Annotated in this window: 18 protein-coding genes; all 18 read right to left on the bottom strand. The window is 45.5% G+C overall.

All coding sequences use genetic code 11. From position 1 onward, the window contains the following. Nucleotides 1-38 precede the first annotated feature (38 nt). Nucleotides 39-536, bottom strand: coding sequence for a peptide deformylase (gene def, locus NXH67_RS11835; RefSeq protein WP_022778981.1), 498 nt, complete (start codon nt 534-536; stop codon nt 39-41). Nucleotides 537-565: 29 nt separating this feature from the next. Next, a complete protein-coding gene (gene priA / locus NXH67_RS11830; protein WP_272797500.1) occupies nt 566-2,827 on the bottom strand; it encodes a replication restart helicase PriA in 2,262 nt (753 codons plus the stop codon). 199 nt (nt 2,828-3,026) lie between these two features. After that, nucleotides 3,027-4,514, bottom strand: coding sequence for a UDP-N-acetylmuramoyl-L-alanyl-D-glutamate--2,6-diaminopimelate ligase (locus NXH67_RS11825; protein ID WP_022778979.1), 1,488 nt, complete (start codon nt 4,512-4,514; stop codon nt 3,027-3,029). 242 nt (nt 4,515-4,756) lie between these two features. Then, the gene (recJ, locus tag NXH67_RS11820) at nt 4,757-6,580 is read right to left on the bottom strand and encodes a single-stranded-DNA-specific exonuclease RecJ (protein WP_272797499.1); all 1,824 of its coding nucleotides are present in this window, start codon (nt 6,578-6,580) and stop codon (nt 4,757-4,759) included. An 883-nt stretch (nt 6,581-7,463) separates the two neighbouring features. Then, nucleotides 7,464-9,716 carry a protein translocase subunit SecDF gene (locus NXH67_RS11815; protein WP_022778976.1) on the bottom strand — a complete coding sequence of 751 codons (2,253 nt, stop codon included), beginning with the start codon at nt 9,714-9,716 and terminating at the stop codon, nt 7,464-7,466. 15 nt (nt 9,717-9,731) lie between these two features. Then, on the bottom strand, nt 9,732-11,174 hold the full coding sequence (gene scfB, locus NXH67_RS11810) for a thioether cross-link-forming SCIFF peptide maturase (RefSeq protein WP_022778975.1): 1,443 nt from the start codon (nt 11,172-11,174) through the stop codon (nt 9,732-9,734). Between the two features lie 110 nt (nt 11,175-11,284). Continuing rightward, nucleotides 11,285-11,431, bottom strand: a complete 147-nt coding sequence (scfA, locus tag NXH67_RS11805) for a six-cysteine ranthipeptide SCIFF (RefSeq protein WP_013281386.1) — start codon at nt 11,429-11,431, stop codon at nt 11,285-11,287. Between the two features lie 98 nt (nt 11,432-11,529). Continuing rightward, a complete protein-coding gene (locus NXH67_RS11800) occupies nt 11,530-12,813 on the bottom strand; it encodes an HlyC/CorC family transporter (RefSeq protein WP_022778974.1) in 1,284 nt (427 codons plus the stop codon). Nucleotides 12,814-12,831: 18 nt separating this feature from the next. Further along, a complete protein-coding gene (gene rhaM / locus NXH67_RS11795; RefSeq protein ID WP_022778973.1) occupies nt 12,832-13,146 on the bottom strand; it encodes an L-rhamnose mutarotase in 315 nt (104 codons plus the stop codon). Between the two features lie 41 nt (nt 13,147-13,187). Continuing rightward, complete coding sequence (gene hisS, locus NXH67_RS11790; protein ID WP_272797498.1) at nt 13,188-14,453, bottom strand: histidine--tRNA ligase; 1,266 nt, start codon at nt 14,451-14,453, stop codon at nt 13,188-13,190. A gap of 122 nt (nt 14,454-14,575) precedes the next feature. Beyond that, nucleotides 14,576-16,531, bottom strand: coding sequence for an EAL domain-containing protein (locus tag NXH67_RS11785; RefSeq protein WP_272797497.1), 1,956 nt, complete (start codon nt 16,529-16,531; stop codon nt 14,576-14,578). Nucleotides 16,532-16,533: 2 nt separating this feature from the next. Continuing rightward, nucleotides 16,534-18,489, bottom strand: a complete 1,956-nt coding sequence (locus tag NXH67_RS11780; protein ID WP_272797496.1) for an EAL domain-containing protein — start codon at nt 18,487-18,489, stop codon at nt 16,534-16,536. 30 nt (nt 18,490-18,519) lie between these two features. Continuing rightward, nucleotides 18,520-18,780, bottom strand: coding sequence for a hypothetical protein (locus tag NXH67_RS11775; protein WP_022778969.1), 261 nt, complete (start codon nt 18,778-18,780; stop codon nt 18,520-18,522). 72 nt (nt 18,781-18,852) lie between these two features. After that, a complete protein-coding gene (locus NXH67_RS11770) occupies nt 18,853-21,069 on the bottom strand; it encodes a beta-galactosidase (protein WP_272797495.1) in 2,217 nt (738 codons plus the stop codon). Between the two features lie 15 nt (nt 21,070-21,084). Beyond that, nucleotides 21,085-22,083 carry a LacI family DNA-binding transcriptional regulator gene (locus NXH67_RS11765; protein ID WP_272797494.1) on the bottom strand — a complete coding sequence of 333 codons (999 nt, stop codon included), beginning with the start codon at nt 22,081-22,083 and terminating at the stop codon, nt 21,085-21,087. Between the two features lie 23 nt (nt 22,084-22,106). Then, on the bottom strand, nt 22,107-22,982 hold the full coding sequence (locus NXH67_RS11760) for a sugar ABC transporter permease (protein WP_272797493.1): 876 nt from the start codon (nt 22,980-22,982) through the stop codon (nt 22,107-22,109). After that, nucleotides 22,982-24,376 carry a carbohydrate ABC transporter permease gene (locus NXH67_RS11755; protein ID WP_022778965.1) on the bottom strand — a complete coding sequence of 465 codons (1,395 nt, stop codon included), beginning with the start codon at nt 24,374-24,376 and terminating at the stop codon, nt 22,982-22,984. Before NXH67_RS11755 ends, NXH67_RS11760 begins: the two co-directional genes overlap by 1 nt. A 110-nt stretch (nt 24,377-24,486) precedes the next feature. Beyond that, complete coding sequence (locus NXH67_RS11750; protein ID WP_272797492.1) at nt 24,487-25,815, bottom strand: extracellular solute-binding protein; 1,329 nt, start codon at nt 25,813-25,815, stop codon at nt 24,487-24,489. Nucleotides 25,816-25,825: the final 10 nt, after the last annotated feature.

Raw genomic sequence — 25,825 nt, 5'->3', positions numbered from 1 at the left:
TTTTGTGCAAGTTTAAAATATTTTACCTGTTTGTTACATTACTCTTCGTCATCATCAGGGGCTGTAAGGTCCTCATTGTTGACCAGCTCGCCCTCAACCTTCTCCACATACATGTGGCCGTCAAGATGATCAAGCTCATGGCAGATGGCTCTTGCAAGAAGCTCCTCGCCCTCAACGATATACTCGTTCATATCAAGGTCATAAGCCTTGGCCTTGACGTAATTGGGTCTTGTAACGATTCCGGACTTACCGGGAAGTGAGAGGCATCCCTCATATCCTGTCTGCTCTCCGTCTGTCTCAAGGATCACGGGGTTGATCATGATAAGTGGCTGATCTCCCTCGGGAGATACGTCAATAACAACCAGTCTCTTAAGGATTCCAACCTGAGGTGCGGCAAGTCCAACGCCGTTAGCGTCATACATGGTTTCAAGCATGTCATCAACAAGCTCTCTTATTCTTGGAGTAACCTCCTTGATCTCCTTACAGGGACGTGCAAGGACGTCATCTCCGTATTCTCTAATGGTTCTAAGTGCCATATCGGCCTCCTTTTCGTTTAATTATTTCTTTAGTATCCGTTAACGGGATCAAAGTCAAACTGTATGGTGATATTCCTAAGTTTACCGGAATCCTCCAGCATTCGGACATATTTCTCCACATTGTCCTTCAGTCTGACCAGGCCCTCATAATCATCAAGTTTAACATAAATTGCCAATCTGTAAACATCATTAATTTTGCTGATGCTTCCAAAAGCAGGTCCTATGAAAATTGCTCCGGGAATCCTTTGCTGTTCCATAAGGGCGCGAAGTCTGTTTGCAAAGGCCATGGATTCATTTTCATCCTTGCCCTGAATCTGCAGAGACATCATATGCGAAACCGGTGGATATCTGAGAAGATCCCTGTAGCCGATCTCTTCTTCATAAAAAGCGTCATAATCCTGCCTTGCCGCAGTCACAATGCTGTAGTGCTCGGGCTGATAGCTCTGTATCACCACATTGCCGGGCTTATCTCCTCTTCCGGCTCGTCCCGCAGCCTGGGTCAGCAGCTGGAAGGTTCTCTCGCTGGCCCTGTAATCATTGGCATAGAGAGACATATCCGCAGCCAGTATTCCCACCAGCGTCACATCCGGGAAGTCGTGTCCCTTAACGATCATCTGTGTTCCCACCAGTACATCTGCTTCTTTGTTGGCAAAAGAAGAAAGTATCTTATCATAGCTTCCCTTAGTCCTGGTGGTATCGGCATCCATTCGAAGTACCCGGGCCTCAGGCCAGAACTTTTTGACCTCGTCCTCTATCTGCTGGGTGCCTGCTCTGAAGGCTGATACATACTTGGAGCCGCACTTCGGACATATCCTCGGCTTGGCCTCCTCATAGCCGCAGTAGTGACAGACAAGTCTGCCGCCTCTGTGTTCCGACAATGAAACATCGCAGTGCGGGCACTTAAACACATGTCCGCAGGCTCTGCAGGAAACAAAGCCCGCCAGACCTCTCCTGTTGATAAAGAGCATGGTCTGCTCACCGCGTCTTAATCTGTCATCAATAAGTTCCTGAAGTCTACGTGAAAAGATGGAGCGGTTGCCGCTTCTAAGCTCAAGCCTAAGGTCTGCCACCTCAACTGCAGGAAGTGTTCCGCCGGTAAGTCTTCTTTTTAACTCAAATAGTCTGTATTCACCACTCTTTGCTCTGTAATAGGATTCAAGAGAAGGTGTGGCGGATCCGAGAACCACGGCTGCTCCGCCGGGAACGAGTTTTCCCAGCTCTATGGCGGTTTCCCTTACATGGTACTTGGGCATGGTCTCGCTCTTATATGAAGATTCGTGTTCCTCATCAATAATTATTATTCCCAGGTTGGGAAAAGGCGTAAAAAGAGCAGATCTGGGTCCTATGATAATATCTATGTCCCCGGTTCTTGCTCTCTCCATCTGATCGAACTTCTCTCCCGGTGAAAGGGAGGAATTCATTACGGATACCCTGTCTCCGAAATGTCTGTAGAATCTCATAAGGGTCTGATAGGTCAGGGCGATCTCAGGGATCATAACAATGGCCTGTCTGCCTCTTTTTATCATATCGTCGATAAGAGCAATATAGACTTCAGTCTTGCCGCTTCCTGTGATTCCATGGATGAGATAGGTATCTCTTTTACCACTATCAAAGTCCTGAGAAACCGTATCAACGATGTATTGCTGCTCGGAACTAAGGGTCTTGGCGCCGTATCTGGAGCCGTCGCCGGCAACGGGTTTTCTGAAGTATTCTTCCTCTTCTATGGAAATAACGCCCTTATCCTGAAGGCTCTTAAGAGTTGCTGCCGTGACATTGAGTTTGTCCGTGATAAGCTCGTAAGGGATTCGTTCATCGGGAGTTTCAAGAAGCTCCTTCATTACTCTTTCCCTGGCCTTCTGATTCTTTTTGCCGGCGCATTCATAATAATATTCCTTGGCTTCTCGCAAAGGCATATGTAGAGAAACGAACTTGCGGGTCTGTCTGTTCTGCTTTTTGACAGAAGGAAGAACTGTTCGAAGAGCTGCGATCATGGTGGATCCATACTGCCTCTTCATCCAGGCTGCAAGCTTGATGGAAATATCCTCTGCGGAAACAAGTTCCGTGGAGATTCCGGTTATCTCTTTAATCTTGGCAGGATCATACTCAGCCTCATCAGTCAGCTCTATGACATAGGCTTTCCTTGGAGTATTGCCCTTACCAAAGGGGACATTGACGCAGTCGCCGATCTCAACGGTATCACGAAGAAAAGAGGGAACCCGGTACTGGAAGAGTCTGTCCACCTTCTCATGGGATATATCTATTATTACGTTTGCATACTCATAAGAAGCCACGACTCTCCTCCTTTCCGGTAGATTATGATCACATTCGCTGTCTGTTTTGATTAATTTAAGCAACCTCATTATCAGTTTTTTACTGATAACCAATATCAAAAAAACGGTTAGTGCAAAATAATTCGAATTAATTTTAATCTGCTTATACGTTTAAGAAATCATTTTAAGATTTCTTTTCAGACTTTTTTTCAGATTTTATTTATTTTCTTTCCTCAAGGATTTCCTGAATGAGTTCTCTCTCATCCATGTGGTACTTAACTCCCTTAATCTCCTGGTAGTCCTCGTGTCCCTTGCCGGCAAGAACAATGATATCGCCGTGTTCGCCGTGATCGATAGCATAGGCGATGGCTTCTTTTCTGTCGGTTATCTTGATGTATTTGCCGTCGGTCTTCTTCATTCCTGTCTCGATATCGTTCATGATATCCTCAGGCTCCTCGAATCTTGGGTTGTCGGAGGTAATGATGGTAAAATCTGCGAACTTGCCGCTGACTTCACCCATCTCAAAACGGCGAAGCTTACTTCTGTTACCGCCGCAGCCAAATACGCTGATAAGTCTGTTGGGATGATACTCCCTAAGGGTGGAAAGAAGGCTCTTTAAGGCCATTGCATTGTGAGCATAGTCAATCATAAGAGTAAACTCATCAGATACCTTGACCATCTCAATTCTGCCTTTTACCTTGGCTTCCTTAAGAGCTGCAGCGATCTCCTCAGGTGTGCAGTCAAAATGTCTTGCTACGGCAATTGCGCAGAGTGCATTGTATACGCTGAATTTGCCGGGAGTTCTGATCTCTGCATGCATATCAAGAAGCCCCTCTGTGTCAAAGAAAACTCCGAGCTCGCCGGGCTTTCTGATATAGGCAAGGTTGATGGCTCTAAGGTCTACGCCCTCGTTAAAGCCATAGGTCTCAACTTCGCAGGTGTGGCCTTCTAAAATGTCATCAGTATGAATGTCATCACCATTGCAGATACCTACTTTGCACTGTTTGAAAAGAAGGCCCTTGCAGTGCATATAGTCTTCGAAATCCTTGTGCTCATTGGGGCCGATATGATCGGGCTCGATATTGGTGAAAATACCAAGGTCATAGATAAAGCCCTGACTTCTGTGAAGCATAAGGCCCTGTGAGGAAACCTCCATAACTACGCTGTCGCAGCCGGCCTCCACCATTTTGGCCATGTATTTCTGAAGGTCATAGGATTCGGGAGTGGTGTTCTCGGCATGAATATGCTCATCTCCGATTATAACCTCAATTGTACCGATAAGTCCCACTTTGTGACCTGCATTCTCAAGCATGCTCTTGATGAGGTAGGTTGTGGTGGTCTTGCCCTTGGTTCCGGTGATTCCTATGGTCTTAAGCTTCTGGGCGGGATGATCAAAATATGCGGCAGAGATAAATGCCATTGCATATCTTGTATCCTCAACTCTTATAACCGGCATAGTGCAGCCCTCGGGAAGCTCAACCTCATGCTCTGCTACGATTGCTGCGGCCTTTTTCTCTGCGGCCTGTGCAGCGCAGGAATGTCCATCAAAATTTGCTCCCTTAATACAGATGAAAAGGGATCCCTCACCAATCTTTCTGTTGTCGTTGACAACATCCTGTATTTCCACAGACTCGGGATTAACGATTGTATCACTGTTTCCTGCAGTAACACTGTAGTTAAGTTTATCCAGCAGTTTTGAAAGTTTCATTTTTGCACCTCCGTTTAGCTAAATATAGTTTGTTCATTGCTTTATTTAATCTTTAAATTAGCTTACAATTGGCTAATTCTAATTTTTATATTTTTGACACAATTTATTCACAATTATTTGATAATATAATTACATGAAGTGAACACATGAAGTGTTCGCTATCTCCCCCTCATAAGAAACCGCAGGCACACGCATCCGCGTGTGTTTTTGTGGTTTATGGGGGTCTTTTTTGCTTAGACTCTTCAGCAGTAATCATTCATCACGATCTGAAGGCTGTCTCTTCCCATGTAACTGTTTATATCAGGATAATAGGCAATGCTTATCTTCATTTCACCGTTACCCATTCCATCATATAATGCGTCAACAGCATCGCTTCCATATCTGTCCCTGAGGAACCCATGCCACTTTTCCATATCCCCAAAGTACATCATCTCATATCTGTAGCCACTGTCGTCTGTAACGGTATATTTGCCGCAATTTTTGTTTTTGCCAAGGATCCTTCCGGATAACAGTGCAACATTTTTTTGGGCAAAGAGGGGCTTGGTATTGCCGTTCCCAAAGGGTTCAAGCCTGGAGAACTCTCTTACAAGATCCATGGAGGCATAACGAAGCGGCATCGCAATATCAATATGGATCACAGGCTCAAAATCAGCACCTTCCAGCGTGCAGTTCTGATTAAGTCTCTTCCTGAGTTCATCTATGTTCTCCTTGGGAAGAGAAAGTCCTGCAGCCATCTTGTGTCCGCCGAACTTGGTAAACAGCTCCTTGCAGGCGCTTAATTCCTCGAACATATCAAACTTCTCGATTGACCTTCCGGAGCCTTTGGCACCGCCATCTGCGGCCTCTGTAAGGATAATTGTGGGTCTGTAATACTTCTCCTTGATCTTGCCTGCAACAATTCCGGCAATGGACTCGTGGATGTCCGGAAGATATGCAACGATTACCTTGGGCATGCCCTCCTTGCGGATAGCCTCCTCCACCATCTCTGTGGCCTCGTCTACACCCTCTTTAGTCAGGTCCTTCCTGCTGTCGTTGAGGTTCTTAAGATCCTCTGCTATCTTGGCAGCCTCGCTCTCATCTTCCTCTGTAAAAAGAGCCAGTGCCCTGCTGGCAAGCTCAAGTCTGCCTGTGGCATTAAGGCAGGGACCGATAACGAAGCCGTAGTGATATACGGAAATCTTGTTTTCATCAAGAGAGTTAACATGGATAAGTGCCCTAAGGCCCTTATTTTTGGTCTTACCAATAAGTCTTAAGGATTCCTTGACGATAATCCTGTTCTCATCCCTAAGCTCCATAACATCGCATACGGTGGCTATTCCTGCAAATATCAGCATCTCGGTAAAAAAGTCGCCAAAACTGTGCTCTGCATCCTCAAATTTAGCTGATAATACCTGAAGGAACTTGTAAGCCACAACAGCGCCGCATATCTCCTTGAAAGGGTAACTGCCCTCATTCCTTTTAGGATCGATAACTGCATCTGCGGGCGGAAGAATCTCTTTTCTTGCTGCAAGGTCGCCACCTTCGGCACCTTCAAAGGGAACCTCATGATGGTCTGTAACCACTACAGTCATTCCCAGTTCCTTGGCATGTGCAATCTGCTCTGCGGCTGCAATTCCGTTATCACAGGTAATTATCGTATCGATTCCTTCAGCGTAGGCGTTGTCAACCAGCTTGACACTAAGGCCGTAGCCGTCCTTCATTCTGTCAGGCAGAACGCAGTCCACGTCTCCGCCAAAGAGCTTAAGTCCTGAAACAAGAATATAGGATGAACAGATACCGTCCACATCGTAATCACCGATTACTCTTATCTTAGCTCCGGCCTGAATCTTCTCATACATAACCTCCGCGCCCTTGTCCATATCGGCCATACCCGAAGGATCATGGAGATTCTCAATACCGGCATTCAGATACTCATCAATTTTCTCATCGCTGCACTGAGTCTTCTCAAATTCCCTATTGGTAATTAGTCTATTTGCAATAAGTCTGGCGGTTATGGGAGAAATCCCGAACTTTCGGGAGATTCCTTCGAAATCCGCATTCTTATTAGCTACCATCCATTTTGACATAAATCGCACCATTCCTACATATCAAATCATGTGTTCCATTCGGCATTTTCTGCTAAACACACGTAGTTTGATTATACAGCAAAACGAGAATAATTCCCACTGGGGGGTGTTATGAGGACGGGAGAAACGATGGAGGAAGGGAAGAAGGTCCGAGGCGATGGAAATTTTGTCATAACCCATCGGGAATCCATGGCATTTCATCCAGCCAAACGGTCTCATATCGACTTCGCTCAGAACAATCGACCGTTTGCCTGCCTGAAACGCTCATGTATTCACATCAGCGTTATAAGACAAAATTTTCATCGCCTCGAACCTCCTCCCCTTCCTCCATCGTTTCTCCCTGTGCTATGACAGCCTCCACTGGGATTATTGCTGCCGATTGCGCTACTGATCAAATCTGCTTTAGTCCAGGCAGAAAACACCTCATTCCACCTGCAATCTCCTTGCGCATCCCCTCTGGGCATGCGTGGGAATCGCTACGCGATTCCCCTGGATTGCAGCCCATGGGATGTCGGATCCGGACGCCTTTTTTGAATGAGCAGCGCCCAGGACAAGGTGAAAAGATTGTATTTAGTGTCAGAAGTCAGGGAAACTATGAAAGGCCGGGAGGATGGCTTGCAGCAAGGAAAAGTTTGTCTTAGAACGTTGAGGTGAATTTATGAGTGCCGCAGACAGACAGCCCTGTGAGTGTTCTGAACAGGGTGAAATGAGCAGGGCTGGCTGGATGGGGTGCCATAAATTCCCGATAGGTTCTGACAAAATTTTCCTTGTTGTAAGTCATTCTTCCGGCCTTTTGCAGTTTTCCCGTCCTGGAATCAATATTCTTGGTCTTGTCCTGGGCGCGTCCTCAATAAAAAAGGGCGCCGGATCGGCGCCCCTTAAATTATGCTGCTTTGTTGAAGAATGTCTTGAACTTTGTCTTCAGATCATACCACATCGGAGATGCAATAAAGATTGAAGAATAAGTACCGCAGATAACACCAACCATCAGAGGAAGTGCAAATGCCTTAATATCAGCTACACCAAAGATGTAAAGTGCAAGTACTGTGAAGAATGTAGTAGCTGATGTGAACAAGCTTCGTGTAAGTGTCTGAGATACTGAGCCGTTAACAAGCTGTGCAAGCTCACTCTTGCTGGTTGCAAGATGCTGGTTCTCACGGATACGGTCGAAGGTAACGATTGTATCGTTGATTGAGTAACCGATGATTGTAAGAACTACAGCGATGAAGGTGCTACCAACTGCAAGTCTTGTAATAGCATAGGATACGATAACAATAAGTGCATCATGTGCAAGAGCGATAATAGCTGCTGCACCGAACTTAATATCCTTGAATCTGATCCAGATGTAGATAAGCATAAGTACCAGAGCTACAAGAAGAGCCTGGATAGCTGCTGTTCTCATCTCACCACTGATTGTTGAGCTGATGGTCTCTGCTGCAACATTCTCAGGAGTTACGTTGTATTTCTCTTCAAGTACGCTCTCGATAGCCTCTCTTGCCTGAACGGAAAGAGTTGTTGTCTTGAAGATAACCTGGTTAGTACCGGATACTGTCTGGATCTGAAGCTCTGAAACACCGGCAGCTGCCTTAAGGTCAGGTGCAACTGTGCTCTCAAGCTCTGAAAGTGTATACTCTCTGTCAAATGTAACGGTTGTAGATGTACCACCTACGAAATCAAGGCTGTAGTTGAATGCTCCCTTGCCCTGTGCTCCGTTAACTGCCATGAAGATGATACCTACAGCAACGATGGCTGCTGATACAGCATAGAAGATCTTTCTCTTTGATACGAAATCAATTACGTTAACCTTCTTAGCCTTGCCGTAGAACTTAACATCCTGAATACCAATTCCGTAAAGGATTGATGTGATGCATCTTGTAACAACAAGCGCTGTGAACATTGAAAGGATGATACCAAGCATAAGTGTCTCAGCGAATCCCTTGATGGAACCTGTTCCGCCGATACGAAGAACTACTGCAACGATAAGTGTTGTGATGTTACCGTCAAGGATTGATGAAAGAGCCTTGTTGTAACCGTTCTTTCTTGCCAGGTCAACCTGTTTGCCTGCCGAAATCTCCTCACGAATTCTTGAGAAAACAAGAACGTTGGCGTCAACCGCCATACCAATTGAAAGGATGATACCTGCGATACCCGGAAGTGTAAGTGTCATATCAAAAGCGGAAAGAAGGAATACAATAAGTCCGCAGTAGAATGACAGTGCCAGGGATGCTGAAAAACCAAGTATTCTGAAGAATACGATCATGAACAATGCAATAAGTGCGAAACCAACTGCTGCAGCGATCAAACTTGTTCTGATAGCATCCTGACCAAGCTGAGCACCAACTACGTTGGAACGAAGTTCGTTAAGCTGAAGCTTAAGTCCACCGATTCTGATCATTGAAGCGAGGTTCTCTGCTGATTCGAAGCTTGACATACCTGTGATAACAGCCTTGCCGTCTGTGATCGCAGCCTGTACTTTTGGTACGGAAATGAACTCTCCGTCGTAGTAGATACCGATTGTCTCTCCGTTTGCATAAGCCTTGGTAGTTGCATCTGCAAATGCCTGAGCACCCTTCTCTGTGAACTCAAGTGATACAACTGCCTCGTTAGCTCCGTAGGAATCCTGCTGATATGCAGCCTGTGAAGCGGCTACATCCTCACCGGAAAGAACGATTGATCCATCTGCCTGAAGTTCCTCAAGGCTCTTATTGAGTTCGTAGAAAAATCCGTAGGTTGCATCAAGCTGATAGTTCTTGTTACCCTCAGAGTCTGTCTCTGCTATAAAATAAAGATTACCGGGCTGTCCAAGTTCCTCAAGGATCTTGTTCGCATCTGTAACACCCGGAATCTCAATATTGATTCTGTTAGAACCTTCCTGATATACCTGGGCCTCTGTGCTATACTGATCTACACGCTGCTGGAGCTTGTAAATAGTATCAGACATATCCTCTTTATCAGGATTCTCATCACCTACTACCTCGTAAGTGATACTTACACCACCGGCAAGGTCAAGACCCAAATTGATGCTGCTAAGAGATCCTGATTTGTCCTCTCCCAGACCGTTTACCGCTGTGTAACCGATACCCCCAAGAAGCAGCAGTACAAGCAGTAGTGCAACAACATACTTCACGCGTTTCATACTATAATTCCTCCATTATCCTTCTTCGGCCATAGCCGCTTTTATCATAATCGCACATTCAATGCGCTTCCTCTGAAGCTCACATCCGTGCTTATATGTCGTATTGATGTCCCCGTTGAAGTTGTAGGCATTGGCAGCACATCCGCCACTGCAATAATACCTTGCAAAACACTTCTCACATTCGGGTCTGGAATAAACATTGCTCTTCTTGAACATCTCGCGAATGTCATTCCTTGTAATGCCATCATAAACATTACCCATAATAAAGTCTTCGTTGCCTACGAACTGATGGCAGGGATACAGGTCACCCCAGGGGGTAACTCCCAGATACTCACATCCCGATCCGCATCCTGAAAGTCTCTTGGCTACGCAAGGTCCGCCCTCAAGATCAATATTGAAGTGGAAGAAGTTAAAGCCCTTTCCTTCCTTCTGTCTCTCGAGATAGAACTTAGCCAGCTTGTCGTATTCCTCGCAGAGCTTGGGGATATCCTCGTCCTTAAGTGCGTACCAGTCTTCAGGCTTAGCAACTACAGGCTCTACGGAAATCTGTTTGAATCCCAGATCTGCCAGATGCTTCACATCCTCTGAAAAATCCAGATTGTTGTGAGTAAAGGTTCCTCTAACGAAATATCTGAGCTGATGTCTTGATTCAGCTACCTTCTGGAACTTGGGTACGATGTCCTCGTAGCAGCCCTGTCCGCCTTTTCTGGGGCGCATGAAATCGTTGACTTCCTTACGTCCGTCGATGGAAAGGACTATATTACCCATTTCCTTGTTAACATATTCAAGTATTTCATCATTTAAGAGCGTTCCGTTGGTTGTTATGGTAAAACGGAAGTTCTTGTCATGCTCTTTCTCAATCTTGCGACCGTACTCAACGATCTTCTTAACAACCTCCCAGTTCATGAGAGGCTCTCCGCCGAAGAAATCCACTTCAAGATTCCTTCTGCTGCCGGAATTCTTAACAAGGAAATCAAGAGCGGCCTTACCAACCTCCTCGGTCATAAGAGCTCTTCTTCCGTGATACTCACCCTCATCAGCAAAACAATATTTGCATCTGAGGTTACAGTCATGAGCTATGTTAAGACAAAGGGCCTTAACAACGGTCTCCCTGTTCTGGAAATCCTCTACGTAGTTCTCATATACATCATCTGTATACAGAACCTCTGCATCCCTGAGCTCCATCAGCTCTTCGATGCCTTCTCTTATCTCCTCCTCCGGATATTTCTGTGACAGATCCGTGGAAGATAAAATATCCCGATATATCCATTCTACATCAGAATTGTACTCATTGCCATTATCTTTATTATTCTGAGTGGCAGCTGTGCCATACTTGTCCTTAAGTTTGCTTTCCACTACCTCAGTGAGATCGAATACCACGTCATCAACAACGTGTACGGATCCACTGTTTACGTCCAGAACAATATTGTAGCCATTGTTCTTATAAGCGTGAATCATAAATACTCCTAACCAAAAATTTGGCAGCGGCCGTTCAACCGCTGCCCGACATGACATTATCATGCTCCCGGGTCAAAAAATATGTACCCGGAATATCAAATAACCGGTGATTACTTGCTAAGCTGTTCGCAGCTCTGATTTCCTACTGTGCAGGAAGTCTTGCAAGCAGACTGGCAAGATGTCTGGCACTCGCCGCATCCGCCCTTCTTCATTGATTCCTTAAGATTTCTTGTAACTAATGATTTTACATGTTTCATAATAAATAGCCTCCTACTTGAAAATGCGGATATAAAACCACTTTTCGAGTTTATACATCAATTCAGTATAACATATTATCGCAAATTATTAAAGTTTTTTATTCGGACTCCTTCTCTTCTTTGGCCTCCGCCTCAGGTACCACCATAAGCACCTTGGTGATCCTGTTTCTCTTGATTCCTCTGGCCGTCAAGGTAGTGCCGTCATCAAGAGTAACCGTCTCGCCGTAGCCGGGAAGTCTGTCAAGATTCTCGATCATAAGACCGCCGATGGAATCATAGTCTTCCGAATCAAGCTCAGTACCCAGAGCATCGTTGACATCGTCCAGCTTCATATTGCCTTCCACAAGATATCTGTTATCTCCAAGATCCTTGATAAGCTGAGCCTCATCGGAGTCATACTCATCTCGTATCTCTCCAACGATCTCTTCAAGAAGATCCTCAAGAGTTATCATTCCGAGGCAGGTTCCGTACTCGGAAAGGACAAAAGCAACGTTCTGGGACTTCTGCCTCATCTCCATAAGTAGGTCTGCAGTCTTCTTGTACTCATAGGTATAATAAGCTTTTCTCAGATTATCCGAAATGCGGAAGTTCTCAGTATCTTCTATGAGAATAAGGTCTTTGACATTGATAAGTCCGATGATATTGTCCTGCTCATTACCTTCATAAACAGGGATTCTGGTGTACATCTCTTCCTTGAATATCTTCATGACTTCATCATAGGAAGCGTCGGAGCTGACACAGACCATATCGATCCTGGGGATCATGATATCCTTGGCCACAGCGTCGCTGAAGTCAAACACGTTGTAAATGATCTGCTTCTCTCCGGTCTCAATGACACCGTCCTCATGGCTGACATCCACGTAGGTCTTAAGCTCATTCTCGGTCATAGCCTGCCTGCTGCTGGTGTCAATACGAAGAAGACGCAGGATTCCTGTTGCTATACCATTAATAATAAAACTAATGGGTGTCACAACAGTTATCAAACAGAGAATAATCCTCGCATATAAAAGAGAAATGGTCTCCGCATGGGCAGTTGCGATGGTCTTGGGAATGATCTCACCGATGATAAGAACCACCAGAGTAAGAATACCCGTGCCTATACTTACTGCATAGCTCACCTTAAAACGATCCGTAACATAGATAGTCATAAGGGCTGAAGCACTTAAGTTAACAATATTGTTTCCAATCAGGATTGCCGACAGCATCTTCTGGGTATCCTCACAGATCTTAAGGACCAGTGCCGCCTTCTTGTTGCCCTCATCGGAGAGTGCCTTCATCTTGACTCTGTTAGCAGTCATGAGAGCAGTCTCGGCAGATGAGAAAAAAGCAGAAAGAAGAACCAGCAGTATCAATACTGTCAGCCTTATAGAGTGAACGCTCAAAATATCCTCCTATTTAAATCAGTCCAGGTGAAATACCGGATGAAGATCTACTGCTACAGGGCTGTTGTCCGGGTTGGTCTCCATAATATCCGCCATGAAATCCCACCACTTGCGGTTGATGGCAGTATCGGCGCCCTTGGCCCACAGCTCCTCGTCTTCAATCTCAATGTATCCGTACAGCACATCTGTCTCGGGATCCAGGAAAATACTGTAGTTCCTGCCGCCATGCTGATGGATCATCTCCTGCATCTCCGGCCACAGTTCATTGTGTCTCTTCTCATATTCCTGCTCCATTCCCGGATAGAGCTTCATCTTAAAGCCTTTTCTTATCATTTTTCCCCTCCAAAATACTTTCATTATTGAGAACCGGGCTATCAGCCAAGGGGATTCTCATAGAAATCCTTAAACTCCTCGTAGCCCTGCTCGGTAAGCTGCTGCTTCTGGAACTTCTTGTTCTTGTTCATACGAACAACCAGAACCTGCTTGCCCTCTGCTCTTTCCTTCTGAGCCTGTGCAATAATCTCAGCAAGTCTGTCTCCCTTGATGCCCTTCTCGATAAGGTATGCAACCTTGACGCTCTCACCGGGGATTTTGAAGCCCTCATCCATCATGATCATGATGATACGCTCAAAACCGATGGAGAAACCACAGGCAGGTGAATCCTGACCAAGGAACTTGCCTACCATCTTGTCGTAACGGCCGCCGCCACCGCAGCTTCCGCCGTACTGAGGCATTGCTACTTCAAAAATAGTTCCTGTATAATAGCTCATTCCGCGAACAAGCGTAGGATCGAATTCCATCTCAAACTGTGCAGCCTTGGTTCCCTCGACGCTGTTGATGATCTCGGTAAGACCTTCCTTAACCTCTGCGGAAAGGAAATCTCCAAGCTTGTCAGCGATACCGGTAAGAGCCTCTACTGAGCCCTTGCCCTCAGCCTCTCTGAAAAGCTCAAGATACTTGTCAACAGACTCCTTTGCAAAGCCCATTTTGATAAGTTCCTCGGAAACTCCGTCGATGCCGATCTTGTCCATCTTGTCGAGAGTGATGAATACGTTGTCGTACTCTTCCTCAGGGAATCCGCTGTATGCAGCCATTGCCTTGAGGATCTGTCTGTCATTGATTCTGATCTTGAAATCCTTGAAGCCAAGTCTTCCGAGAGTTGTGGTTGTAGCAAGAATAAGCTCGATCTCAGCCAGATTGGAAGCTTCACCGAGAATATCTATGTCGCACTGCATAAACTGGCGATATCTTCCCTTCTGGGGTCTGTCCGCTCTCCACACATTGCCCATCTGAAGTGCCTTGAAGGGAGCAGGAAGCTCACTTGCGTGATTGGCATAAAAACGAACAAGGGGAACCGTAAGGTCATAACGAAGTCCTGAATCTGTCAGGTCGTTCTCCTCCTTGGCTGTCTCAAGATTGAGCTTCTCTCCTCTTTTCATAACCTTGAAGATGAGTTTCTCATTCTCACCGCCCTGTTTGCTGTTAAGATTCGCAAGGGACTCAACGCAGGGAGTCTCGATGGAATTGAATCCAAACTCTGCGTAGGTCTTCTTAATAATGCTTATGCAGTAATCTCTGAGTTGCATTTCGGAAGGAAGGATATCCTTCATTCCGGTAACGGGTTTCTTTATAAGTGCCATATTACCATCCTTACTAAAAAAATTTCTTAATACTATCTCTCAAAAGTGCATCTCTTCCATAATATAGGAAAAGATGCACTAGTAAATTTTACACTGTAGACCTCTTTATTGCAATAAAGTATTTAAGAATTATGTTCCTTCATAAAGTCCAAGAACTGATCCCTTGGCAGGGGCCTGGAATAAAAGAATCCCTGAAGGTGATCGCAGCCAAGCTTGATAATCTGCCTTGCCTGTTCGCCGGTCTCGACGCCCTCCGCCACAATCTCTTTTCCAAGAGACTTGATGATCTTGACCATGTTGTACATTACCATGTAGTTGACTTCAGAGTCAAAGGCCGACTGGATTATACTCTTATCAAGCTTGAATATCTTGACCGGCATACTGGCTACCCTGGCAATGTTCGAATAGCCCGTTCCGAAATCATCCATTGAAAAATCAACGCCTGCGGCCATGAGCTTTCTTACATTTTCCTCCATAACCGCATTTATGCCCTCCTCAGAGGTCTCTGTCACCTCAAGATTGATCTCGGAAGGTTTTACATCGTACTTACTGAGAGTCCTAAGGACATTTTCTGCAAGATTGGTCTGAATACAGTCCACTATAGACAGGTTGATCTCAACATACTCAAGTCCGTAGTCTCTTACCGCTGTATTCGAGATCATGTCACAGACCTTCGAAAGTACGTATTTATCCATGGCCAAAATAGTTCCGTTTCGCTCCGCTACGGGCATGAATACCGCAGGTGATATGAAGCCCAGCTGAGGATCCTTAAGTCTTAGAAGCGCTTCGCAGGAAGAAAATCTCCCGGTCTCAGGCGAATAAATAGGCTGATAATACACTTCCAGATACCCATTATCCAGCGCATGTTTTACTATGTTATTGATCTTTTTGTCCTGTTCCACCGTTTTAAGACTAAGATCAGATACCCTGAGGATTTCCCTGTTCTGCCTGAGGATAGCCTTGCTCATGACAGATCTTATCTCACTGTACCTGTCCAGTGAATCCGCCTCATCGGGAAAGCCGATGGCATAAGGACTCTGGGCCAGCTTGATTTCATCGCCTCTGATCTTCCAGGGTTCCTTGAATCTTTTCCTTATCTGTTCAACGGTCTTTTCAATAACCGACTCATCCGGGGTAACATCCGGAAATACAAGTATAAAATCCGCCTCTCCCGGGTAAAAAAGATTCCCTTCGGGGCACAGCTTCTTAAGATAAGAAGATATCTGATTCAGAAGGTCCGATGCAGCCTCAGTAGGTTCCACCCCCAGAATAACCGCCAGCTTGTCCACATGTACTCCCAGTGCGGTAAACTCTTTTTTCTGAATAAGACTGGTGGAAATATAGAAATTCAGCGCATTCCTCGTACCCGCACCGGACATTCTGTCCACAAATTCGCTGGGATTCTGGAAGGTATATACGCACAAAAGAAGTGAGATCGACACGCTGAACTCAAATATCGATCCGGACCTGGTAAGTATCCTGACAGGGATGCCCAGCAGCATTATAAAAAAGTATACCCAGATCGCGATGAATTTCTCACTTGTAAGGGATTTGCCGTATTTAAGAAGCAGATATGCAGCAGATATAAAATACAGGATTACTCCGATATTAACCGTCGCCCCCTGATAATAATTAAATTTAAGATTGCCGGCTGCATCAAAGCTAAAGTAATAATCGCTCCAAACACCACTGGCAAATGCCAAAACTGCATAAATAGTAGGAATGGCAACAATAGCTTTTTTCAGTAGAGAATCAAGCTCCATCTGGAAAATCGCAACAACATAGATTATGGAAAAATATGGCAGAAGATAAACGGAGATTTTTTCTGCGATAACAATATATTTGTTTCCCTCAGCTGTAATAATATACTTGAAGTAATCGTTTGAAAGGTAGCATTGGTGCGCCAGCCCCATCAGATTAATGAAAAAGGCATCTGCGATAATGGCACCAAAAACATTCCTCTGCCTGCTGTAGTGAACCTCCTGCGATATATGTATCAGCAAAGTCACAAAAACAAGCACAAGAGCTGCAATATTAAATGAAATATTGTAGTTGTGAGGACGTGTTAACAGTTCCATACTTACCCTTCATCAAAATATGCGTCTATAAATCTGACATAAGAGCTGTCCTTCATGGGCTTACCCATATAATCACCTATAAGGAAATCACAGCCAAGCTCCTCTGCCATTTCCTTGTCCTCCTTGGAGGATATCTCCGTAGCACCCACAAAAAGGCTGATATCGTGGAAAAGGTTAACGATTCCATGGGCCACCAGCTTCATCTGCTCCGATTCCATGGCAGAAACAAGGATGGAGTGATCAAGATTGACCTGCATTATAGGCAGTGTAAGAAGTCTGTCCAGGTTGCCATAACCTGTTCCGTACTTGTCCACCACTATGGAAGCCTTCATCTCTCCAAGGAGCTTCAGATTTCTCTCGGCAACACTATTCATGGTGGCAAGAGTCGTCTCTGTAAGCTTAAGGCTTATCCAGGAGGCTTCCGCCTTTTCCTCTCTCAGTATCTTTTTGATTCTTCTGACAAAATCGTTTCTGGATATCTCACCCTGAGAAAGCCCAACAACAGCCCTGTATTTACCTTTTTTATCACCCGCATTCCAGAACGCAAGCGCCCTGCAGGCTCTTCTGTACACATATTCATCAGTATCCATAAGGGCTTGTGTCACTCTGATGTCAGGAATATGTCCTCTTACATCTATCTCATTGCCCTCTTCATCAAGGAAAAAGCAAACCAGATCTGCACTGTAGTTAATCTTGTACACCTTGGACAGAATCGGCTGGAATTTCACAACAGCCTTCTTGGTATCAAGATTCCCCCTTGCCAGAACGTCGTATTCTCTGTACTTTTTGAGCTCATTGTACTTAAGATCGTCCAGATCTATGATCACATCTCTGTAGCCGGTGATATCCTCATTGATGATGTCAATTCTGTTCATCAGCTCCGCAGAGGATTTATAATGATCCGGATACTTGATAACAAAGCAGTGCCCGTCGATATGAATAGCCATGTTGGATGAGTTCCAGGGCTCTTTAAGCCTCGTCGCAATTCTCTCTAAGAGCTTGTTGGTCCTTGCTTCGTCGAGACCGTGCACAGTAACAGCAAAACAGTACTCAGCGTATCTGTAGGTATATGTCGAAATACTGAACTCTTTTCTTCCCACATGCTTAAGGAAAGTCGCTATTTTCTTAAGAACGGCCTGAGCCTGTACATAACCTATTTCCGTGCTCAGTGCTCTGATATTGTCTATTGTTATAAATATCGTGGAATGAGGGTCTTTTCTCTTCATGTTAAGCTCAAGTCCCTCAAGAAACGCCTTTCTGTTCAGGATATTCAGTGTCTCATCAACCATTTCGCTGGGGTTCTGAAGAGTGATGAAAACAAGAGTGATACTAATGGTATTGCAGAAATTCTCTATGAGCACCCAGGGTAAAAAATATTGAACGATAACACCTATGATTGCAAAAAAAACGTAAGAAGTAGCCACAAGCCTGGTCTTCAATCGCATAAGATGACTGTATCGCCCCATTGTAATAAGACCATATACCACATAATACAATGACGTAATATAAAAGATACTAATCAATGCTCCCCTGTGATAAAGACCATTCTCATCATAGTAAAACAGCACCGGATAAAACCAATTAACCGCAACAAGCGCCATGGCGATCCAAAAGCTGGCATAGGTCAGCAGCATATCTTTTTTGGACTCACGGTCTACATGTATGTCAAGTATCGACATGATATAAAAATAATAAAACATAGCAGCCCCGAGATGATTAACAAAATACACGGACCCGCACAGCATTTCAGCGAAGTGATACCATACTTTTTCCGGCATTGGTTCCATCTGGAGTACGGTTTCAAAGCGCTCCGCCAGGGTAGCCATGAGCACAACCCAAAAAAGCGCATCATAAACTCTCTGTCTGTAAGCAGGTACCCTTCTTCTAGACAGAGAGGTGATGGCTATGGTCGCCAATATGCACAAAGCGCAGATGTCATAGTAAAAATCGTACTGCATGCGCCGTCCTCCGGTTACCTTATATGCGGATCAGAGCCATTTCAGCGGATTACTGATGATCTTGGCCTTATCCATGATATCCTCATAATTAGCCTTAAGGTACTCCTCAAGTCCCTTGACTTCCTCCGCGGAAAAGCCCTTTTGATTAGTAATTATGCACTCAGGAATAAGACCCTCTGCGATTTCCTTTCCCAGAGTGCCTATTCTCTCAAACGAGACTCTCACGATCTTTTTGTTATCCTTATCCCGAACTATTGCGGAATAGGTCATGGTTATCCCGTCATTTTGCATTTTTTTCCTCACAATAAAAAATAATGTTATCCGGGCATATTTTCCCAGATAACATTATTATACGACATATTGTTATATTTTAACACGGTATTGAGATATTAAATGTATATTAATTAAGTTGCAAGCCTTGCCATTCTTGAGTTTTGGCGGATCCTGGAGATAGACCTTCGTATCTTCATAAAGAGGTGTGATAAGAATGTCGGCTGTGAATTCTTTGGCTCTTTCGCCGTCCTTATCAATGAACCTCTTAAGTCCTATCTCCCAGAGCTGGCCTGTGTAGAAGCTGTCAGCTATAAGCTTGTCGCCCTTATACATCTGCGCCATATCGCCCTCGTACTCGATCTCCATATAGATCTCTTCGGGTTCTTCTGAGATATCGGTAACCTCTATGCTGTACAGGGCCTTATCATCGCTGTCCTCCCGGGATGGAGACGAAGCCTTGGCAGTGCAACCATAGAACCTGTTTCCTTCATAGAAGGCAAAGGCGTCGCTGTCTCCAATCTCCTCAACGCTTCTTCCCTCAGACTTCCTGTCGAAATCACCGGAAATATCCTTAAGGGCCGGGAAACATTTAAACGAAGGCTTATTCTCCTCTTCCTCCGCTGCATTAAAATAGAGGTAAGGCGCTCCATCTGCTGCGTTTACCACTTCTCCCTCAGAAATAAACAGATACTCCTTGCCCAAGATGCTGGTCTTGGAGGTATGCAGTGCTTCATTCGCCGTAAGAACAATAATCCTGTTTCCTGCAAGATCTCCCTTGATGCTGACCGATGCCTCCCTGTCACTGTCCGTGTAGAAAACATATGCATCATGTCCGTTATCGTCAAAGTCCCTGATCCTGCAAAGAGGAGTCGCATCAATCGTCAAAAGAGCTTCATCGCCCACGGGCATATTGAAGGGATAGAAGAAAAAGTCGCCGTTCTCTATATCTCTTTGGGCAAATTCGGAAAGAACAGTCTTGCCGTCAGAGTCGTAGGCCCTTAGAGTAACGTCTCTGTGAAGAGCCATCTCGTATCTTCTCTGATAGTTGTTTACAAAAAGATACCCGGAAGAAACTTCCTCTCCATCTTTAGTCCTGATATTCTTACATCTTACGCTGGTTCTAAGGTCTGTGAGATTATCGGGCTTAAGGGGGTTCCCAGGCTGCTCCGTAAGCTCCATGTCACACATATCATCGCCAAAATCGTGGACGAATTCGGAGATAAGCCTTACCTGTCGGTAGGTATCCTCCATCTGGCCATATTCACGAAGTGGGGCATTGAAATCGTAGGAGCATACAGGAAGGTCATTGGGATATCCTGTATCCGTACTCTCCTGCAAAGTTGTGAGCTTGCCTTCAGGATTGGTTCCGCCGTGATACATGTAGTATCCGAGAAGATTGGCTCCGCTTCCCATCTTGACCATAGTCATGGCTGCGGTATCAGTACCGGATGCGATAGGTCTTCTGTGTCTGGTAACCTGAAGGCCGCCGCCCAGCTCTGCGGTAAGGTATGGGAATCTTCCCATATCAAAGGTTATTCCTGCACCCAGTCCATGATCGGATCCGATATTGTGATCGTTCCTCTCTCTGGTAAAAATGTAATTGCCGCTGGGCTCGATCTCCGTAACCCTGGGATCCCAGGGAGCTTCGCAGTATCCGCCCATAACAGGGAGCATGCCTCCTGTCACAGCGCCGCCCCAGCCGGTTGCGGTGTAGATCGGAGTCTCAAAGCCAATCTCTTTAGCCATGGCAAGAAGGGTTCTCATGTGCTGTTCGCCCTCTTCTCCGTTTTTGCCGCCGCAGTGGCCGTACTCATTTTCAATCTGAATACCTATAACAGGGCCGCCATCCTTGATAAAATAGCCCTCGGCCTGCTCATAGGTCTTTTCATAGAAGTGTCTTACATGCTGAAGATACTCGGGAGCATCTGTTCTTACTTCGTACCCCTTAGCTTCGCTGTCCTGAAGCAGCCAGTCCGGAAAGCCTCCGTTTCTTGCTTCGCCGTGGGCCCAGGGGCCGATCCTCAAAATGCTGTATAAGCCGCATTTTTGCACAGTTTCAAGAAATGCTCTCAGATTCCTGTCACCGGTAAAATCGAATTGTCCCTGAATCTCTTCATGGTGGATCCAGATAACGTAAAGTGAAACAATGTCGATTCCGCCCGCCTTCATCTTGCAGAGCTCCTCTTCCCAGTATCTTGCGGGGTATCTGGAAAAATGCATCTCCCCCATCATGGGAAACCATCTCTTCCCATCTACCAAAAGGCTCACAGGATCATAGGTGATCTTAGAGTCTGTCGTTATTTTCATAATTTTCTCCTAATGTTACTTTGTACTCTCCTTCAGGATTACCTCATAGTTTCTCAGCACCTGATTCTCCGTCTTCTCGCCGCCTATCATGCCAAGAAGTGTTCTGGCAGCCACAGCTCCCAGATTCTTGTCATTGAAATTAAGAGAGGTGACGGAAGGAATGGCACTCTCCAGGATCGAGCTGTTATAGAAGGAAGCAAGCCTTATGTCATCCGGTATCTTAAGCCGCGCATCTCTGCACCTTGCTATAACCTCTCCCGCTATTGAGTCGTCCATACATACCACGCCGTCAATGTTGCTCTTAAGAAGCTCCTTCAGTATAGCTGCCACCTTGAGATTGCTATCCACATCAAGATAGATAAGAGCCGGATCCACTTCAATCCTTGCGTCGTTAAAGGCTGCGATGAAGCCGTTGTATCTGGTTCTTGTGATGATGTGATTGCGTGAACCTCCGATAAGAGCCAGTCTCTTAAGTCCCTTGGCAATAAGAATTGAGGTAAGCTCTCTGCAGGCGTCAAAGTTGTCGTTATCAATGGAAACAATATCGGGATCATCCGTTGACCCCACTGCTACAAAAGGAATTCCGCATTCCTTCAGATATCTGGCAGGAGCATCGTTAACCAGTGTCCTGGTGAGAATAATGCCGTCAACCTTGTGGTTCTCCACTATTCTCTTAAGTCCCGCTATATCATCGCCTGCAATAAGAGATACGATAATGTCATAACCATAGCTTGATGTAACTTCGCTCATGCCGATCATACAGCGCTGGAAAAAAGGAAGATCCACAGCGTTGTAATCATCAGGCCAGACCACTCCGATATTGAAGGTTCTCTGCTGAGCAAGGGCTCTGGCCATGACATTTGGTCTGTAATTATGCTCTTCTATATAGGCCATGACCCTGGCCCTTGTATCACTTCCGACTCTCCCCTTTCCCGAGATTGCTCTGGAAACGGTGGTCTTGGAAATACCAAGGGCATTGGCCACGTCATCAATTGTTATCTTTCGTTCGCTCATAGTTTTCCTACCAACGTAACATTTTAACCCTTAACCGCACCACCGGTCACACCTTCTACGTAGTATTTCTGAAGGAACATGAACAGAAGTGTTACAGGAATGGCGATAAGTACGCCGCCGGCGCAGAATCTTGTAAAGTATCCCTGATAGTCTCCGGTATTCATCCATCTGTACATGGAAACCGCAACGTTGTAACTCTTGTCATGACCGAAAGCCATGTAGGAAGCAAATACATAATCATTCCAGGGAGCCATAAATGCAACCAGGGCCTGATAGATAATGATAGGCTTACTCATGGGAATTGTCATGGTAAAAAATACTCTCGCTCTGGAAGCTCCGTCGATTCTGGCAGCTTCGTCAAGGGCCTTGGGAATTGTATCAAAATATCCCTTACAAATATAGTAGCCCATACCTGAACTTGCAACAGATACAAGAATAAGTCCGGGAACCGCTCCTGCCTGTGTAAGTCCGGCCTGCTTCAGAAGGAAGTAGAGGCAGATCATGGTAAGGAAGCCCGGGAACATTCCAAGGATTAGCCAGAACTTCATAAGAAGAGTTCTGCCGTTAAATCTCATACGGCTGAGGGCATAGCTTACGCACAATACCACAATTGTCTGCAGCAGTGAAACAAAGAACGCAATTGTAACGGTATTCATATACCATCTTTTATAATTGGTCTCATCTCCGAGACAGAATCTGTAATTATCCAAAGAAAAATGCTTGGGAATGACATAATCCACAATTCCGCCGTATTCAACAGCAGGATTGTAGGAACGAAAGCTTCCCAGAACAATACCAAAGAACGGGAAAAGCCAGATAATTACAATTATTATCAGAAGCAGATAGGAAAAAAAGTTGCTAACTGCCCGTTTTCTTTTCATTGAACTCTCTCTTGCCATTATTGGAATCCCTCCTCATCTTTAACTGACGGTAACATCCTGTAAACAGACAGTGAGATCACGGCTGTCACAATGAATACCATGATACCTATAACAGCTGCCATCTTATAGTCAGTGTCGTTGATGGTCATCTTATAGAGCCAGGTTACCAATAGGTCCGTAGCGCCGGCGCCGCCGGTGTAGCTCATAGACTTCGGCGCTCCGCCGGTGAGCAGGTAGATCACGTTAAAGTTGTTAAGGTTACCGGTGTAAGAAGTAAGCAAATAAGGACCTGTTACAAAGAGCATGTAAGGCATTGTGATGTGTCTGAACATCTGCCAGGGTGTTGCCCCGTCAATGCTGGCGCTCTCATAAAGATCTGCGGGAATGTTCATGAGAAGTCCCGTAGCCATCAGCATAAGGTAAGGAATACCGATCCAGATATTTACTACAACGATCGTCACCTTGGCAAGCAGCGGATCGGTCCAGAACGGGATCGCCGAGTCAATGATCCCCCATTTCATCAGAGTACCGTTGATGATACCTGCAGAATCAAAGAGCTTGGACACATACAAAAGGCTGACAAACTGAGGAACCGCAATCGTCATAACCAGACAGGTTCTCCAGAATTTCTTGAACTTGATGCCCTTTTTGTTGATCAGGATAGCTACTGCAATTCCAAGGAAGTAGTCTATGAAGGTTGCAAGAAGCGCCCAGACCAGTGTCCACAGAAGGACTCCTCCGAAGGTACGGCCAAATCCACCCGTTCCAAAGGAGAACATGTTCTTGAAATTCTCAAATCCCACCCAGGTAAACAGCTTGGTGGGAGCCTGATGCGTGGCGTCATAATTGGTAAAGGCTACGCATATCATGAAAACAATTGGCAGAACAGTGAAGGCAAATACACCTGTCACAGGAAGTGCCAAAAGTGTTTTATCAAAGTTGGAATCAAAAAGCGACAGGAAGTCCGCTTTGCTTCCCGGCAGTTTCTTGCCGGATTTAAGAATCAGCTCCTCCTTCTGGTTATCCTTGATATTCTTGTACCAGCAAAAGAGCAGGAAAATAATGAAGAATAAAGCCAAAAGGCCGAATAACAGAATCAGGAATGAATGATCGCCGTATACTGTCTTACGGTTTTTCTTATAGGTCTCGATAGTTCCCAGGGTTCCAAGCTTAGAAAAATACTTGCTGCCAAAGGATGTCATAAACCATATAAACAGAACTTCGATGGAAAGATACATGCCGCCACGCAAAAACTGGCCACGCATTATCTGCCCGAATCCCATGATCAGATAAGAAATCTTTGTTCTCCAATCCCCCTGAACAAAGATTACCCCAATGTCCTTAAATACATTTCCCACCGCAGAAAAAAAGCTGCCAACAGGATTCTTTTTCGCCACAGATGTGTTACTCATATCGTTTCCTCCACAACGGAATGCTATAGTGCTTCTTTTTAAAAAACCGGCAGAAGGCAAAGCTCCTGCCGGTATATTTTTAATAAATAAGATAGTTCAAAGAATTCCTGTTATCTTGCTGCAGCAATCTTCTCCTGGAAGTCCTTAAGAGCTGCCTTAACGTCATCCTCTGATGCTCCCTGAAGGCCATTCTGTACATCGCCTGCAAGAGCCTCAGCGTTTGTCCAGTAGTCGCCGGGATACTGACCCTGAGGTACTGTGAATGCGAACTGCTCTGAAAGAGCTGAAAGAGCTTCGTCTGCCTTAACTGCATCATCAGCCTGAGCTTCAAGATTTGAAGGACCCCAACCTACTTCGTTGTAACGAGCAAGCTGTACATCCTTGCTTGTAAGGTAAAGAGCAAGTGCATCGCAAACAGCAAGCTTGTTCTCATCTTCCTGAGGCTTAACACCAAGAAGCTTGCAGCCGTTGAAGCCGCTCATCTGATATGTAGCGCCGTCAGAACCTGTGAAGGTAGGAAGCTTAGCACATGCATAGTTGTCGCCAAGGAAATCCTTAACTATTGAAGCATCCCATGTTCCATCAATGATTGCTGCGTAGTTAACAGCATCACCTGCTGAAGAACCGGGCTGGAATGCCTTGGAACCTGCAACCTCGATCATCTCGTTAAGAGCAACAAGGCCCTTGTCTGAATCGTAGTCAACGTTGCAGCCTGTGAAGTTACCGTCGTTGTCAGAATCATATGTAAGTGTGCAGCCTGTTCCGAAGAAGAAAGCTACCTGATACCAGCCTGTAAGATCCATGTAGAAGTTCTTGCCTGCTGCTTCGCACTGCTCAAGGATTCCCTCAAGAGTAGAAGGATCTGTTACAACGCTCTTATCGTAGTAAAGGAAATATCCGTTATCAGCTGTCATAGGATATGAGTAAAGTGTGTCACCAACTGTAGCAGCTACAACTGCGCCTGCAGCATTCTGTGACTTGATGGCGTCAACGTTCTCGGGAGCTACTTCCTCAAGAGCACCTGCAGCAACAAGTCTTGCTGTCTGGTCCTGAGCGAATCCGTAGATATCAGCGCCTGCTGTAACGTCTGTGATCATATTGCTGGCTGCATCACCTTCACCTACAGCTTCAACAGTAACTGTATAGCCTGCGAACTGAGGATTGGCTGCGATAAAGTCTGCAACCTGCTTGTTAGTGAAATCAACAACTGCGTCTGCAACCCAGATCTTGATCTCGCCTGTGCCGTAATCTGTAATCTCTTCAGCAGTCTCCTGAACAGCCTCTGCTGTCTCCTGAACTGCTTCTGTTGTCTCCTGTGCTGTCTCCTGAACAGTCTCTGCTGTCTCCTGGACAGTCTGTGCTGCTTCCTCGCCGCAGCCAACAAGAAGTGATGTGCTCATTGCTGCTGCAAGTAAAACTGATACCAATTTCTTTTTCATATTATTCCCT

The sequence above is a fragment of the Butyrivibrio sp. DSM 10294 genome (genome assembly GCF_028539135.1).
Taxonomy (GTDB): Bacteria; Bacillota; Clostridia; order Lachnospirales; family Lachnospiraceae; genus Butyrivibrio.
This window is presented reverse-complemented; position numbering and strand designations above follow the sequence as displayed.

Coding starts and splice junctions, on each gene's coding strand:
- def (WP_022778981.1), bottom strand. CDS start 536: ATGGCACTTAGAACCATTAGAGAATACGGAGATGACGTCCTTGCACGT.
- NXH67_RS11780 (WP_272797496.1), bottom strand. CDS start 18,489: ATGCAGTACGATTTTTACTATGACATCTGCGCTTTGTGCATATTGGCG.
- hisS (WP_272797498.1), bottom strand. CDS start 14,453: ATGGCACTTATAAAGAAACCCGTTACCGGAATGAAGGATATCCTTCCT.
- NXH67_RS11760 (WP_272797493.1), bottom strand. CDS start 22,982: ATGGCAAGAGAGAGTTCAATGAAAAGAAAACGGGCAGTTAGCAACTTT.
- rhaM (WP_022778973.1), bottom strand. CDS start 13,146: ATGATAAGAAAAGGCTTTAAGATGAAGCTCTATCCGGGAATGGAGCAG.
- NXH67_RS11770 (WP_272797495.1), bottom strand. CDS start 21,069: ATGAAAATAACGACAGACTCTAAGATCACCTATGATCCTGTGAGCCTT.
- recJ (WP_272797499.1), bottom strand. CDS start 6,580: ATGTCAAAATGGATGGTAGCTAATAAGAATGCGGATTTCGAAGGAATC.
- scfB (WP_022778975.1), bottom strand. CDS start 11,174: ATGATTCACGCTTATAAGAACAATGGCTACAATATTGTTCTGGACGTA.
- NXH67_RS11785 (WP_272797497.1), bottom strand. CDS start 16,531: ATGGAACTGTTAACACGTCCTCACAACTACAATATTTCATTTAATATT.
- NXH67_RS11750 (WP_272797492.1), bottom strand. CDS start 25,815: ATGAAAAAGAAATTGGTATCAGTTTTACTTGCAGCAGCAATGAGCACA.
- NXH67_RS11775 (WP_022778969.1), bottom strand. CDS start 18,780: ATGCAAAATGACGGGATAACCATGACCTATTCCGCAATAGTTCGGGAT.
- NXH67_RS11755 (WP_022778965.1), bottom strand. CDS start 24,376: ATGAGTAACACATCTGTGGCGAAAAAGAATCCTGTTGGCAGCTTTTTT.
- NXH67_RS11815 (WP_022778976.1), bottom strand. CDS start 9,716: ATGAAACGCGTGAAGTATGTTGTTGCACTACTGCTTGTACTGCTGCTT.
- NXH67_RS11765 (WP_272797494.1), bottom strand. CDS start 22,083: ATGAGCGAACGAAAGATAACAATTGATGACGTGGCCAATGCCCTTGGT.
- NXH67_RS11825 (WP_022778979.1), bottom strand. CDS start 4,514: ATGAAACTTTCAAAACTGCTGGATAAACTTAACTACAGTGTTACTGCA.
- scfA (WP_013281386.1), bottom strand. CDS start 11,431: ATGAAACATGTAAAATCATTAGTTACAAGAAATCTTAAGGAATCAATG.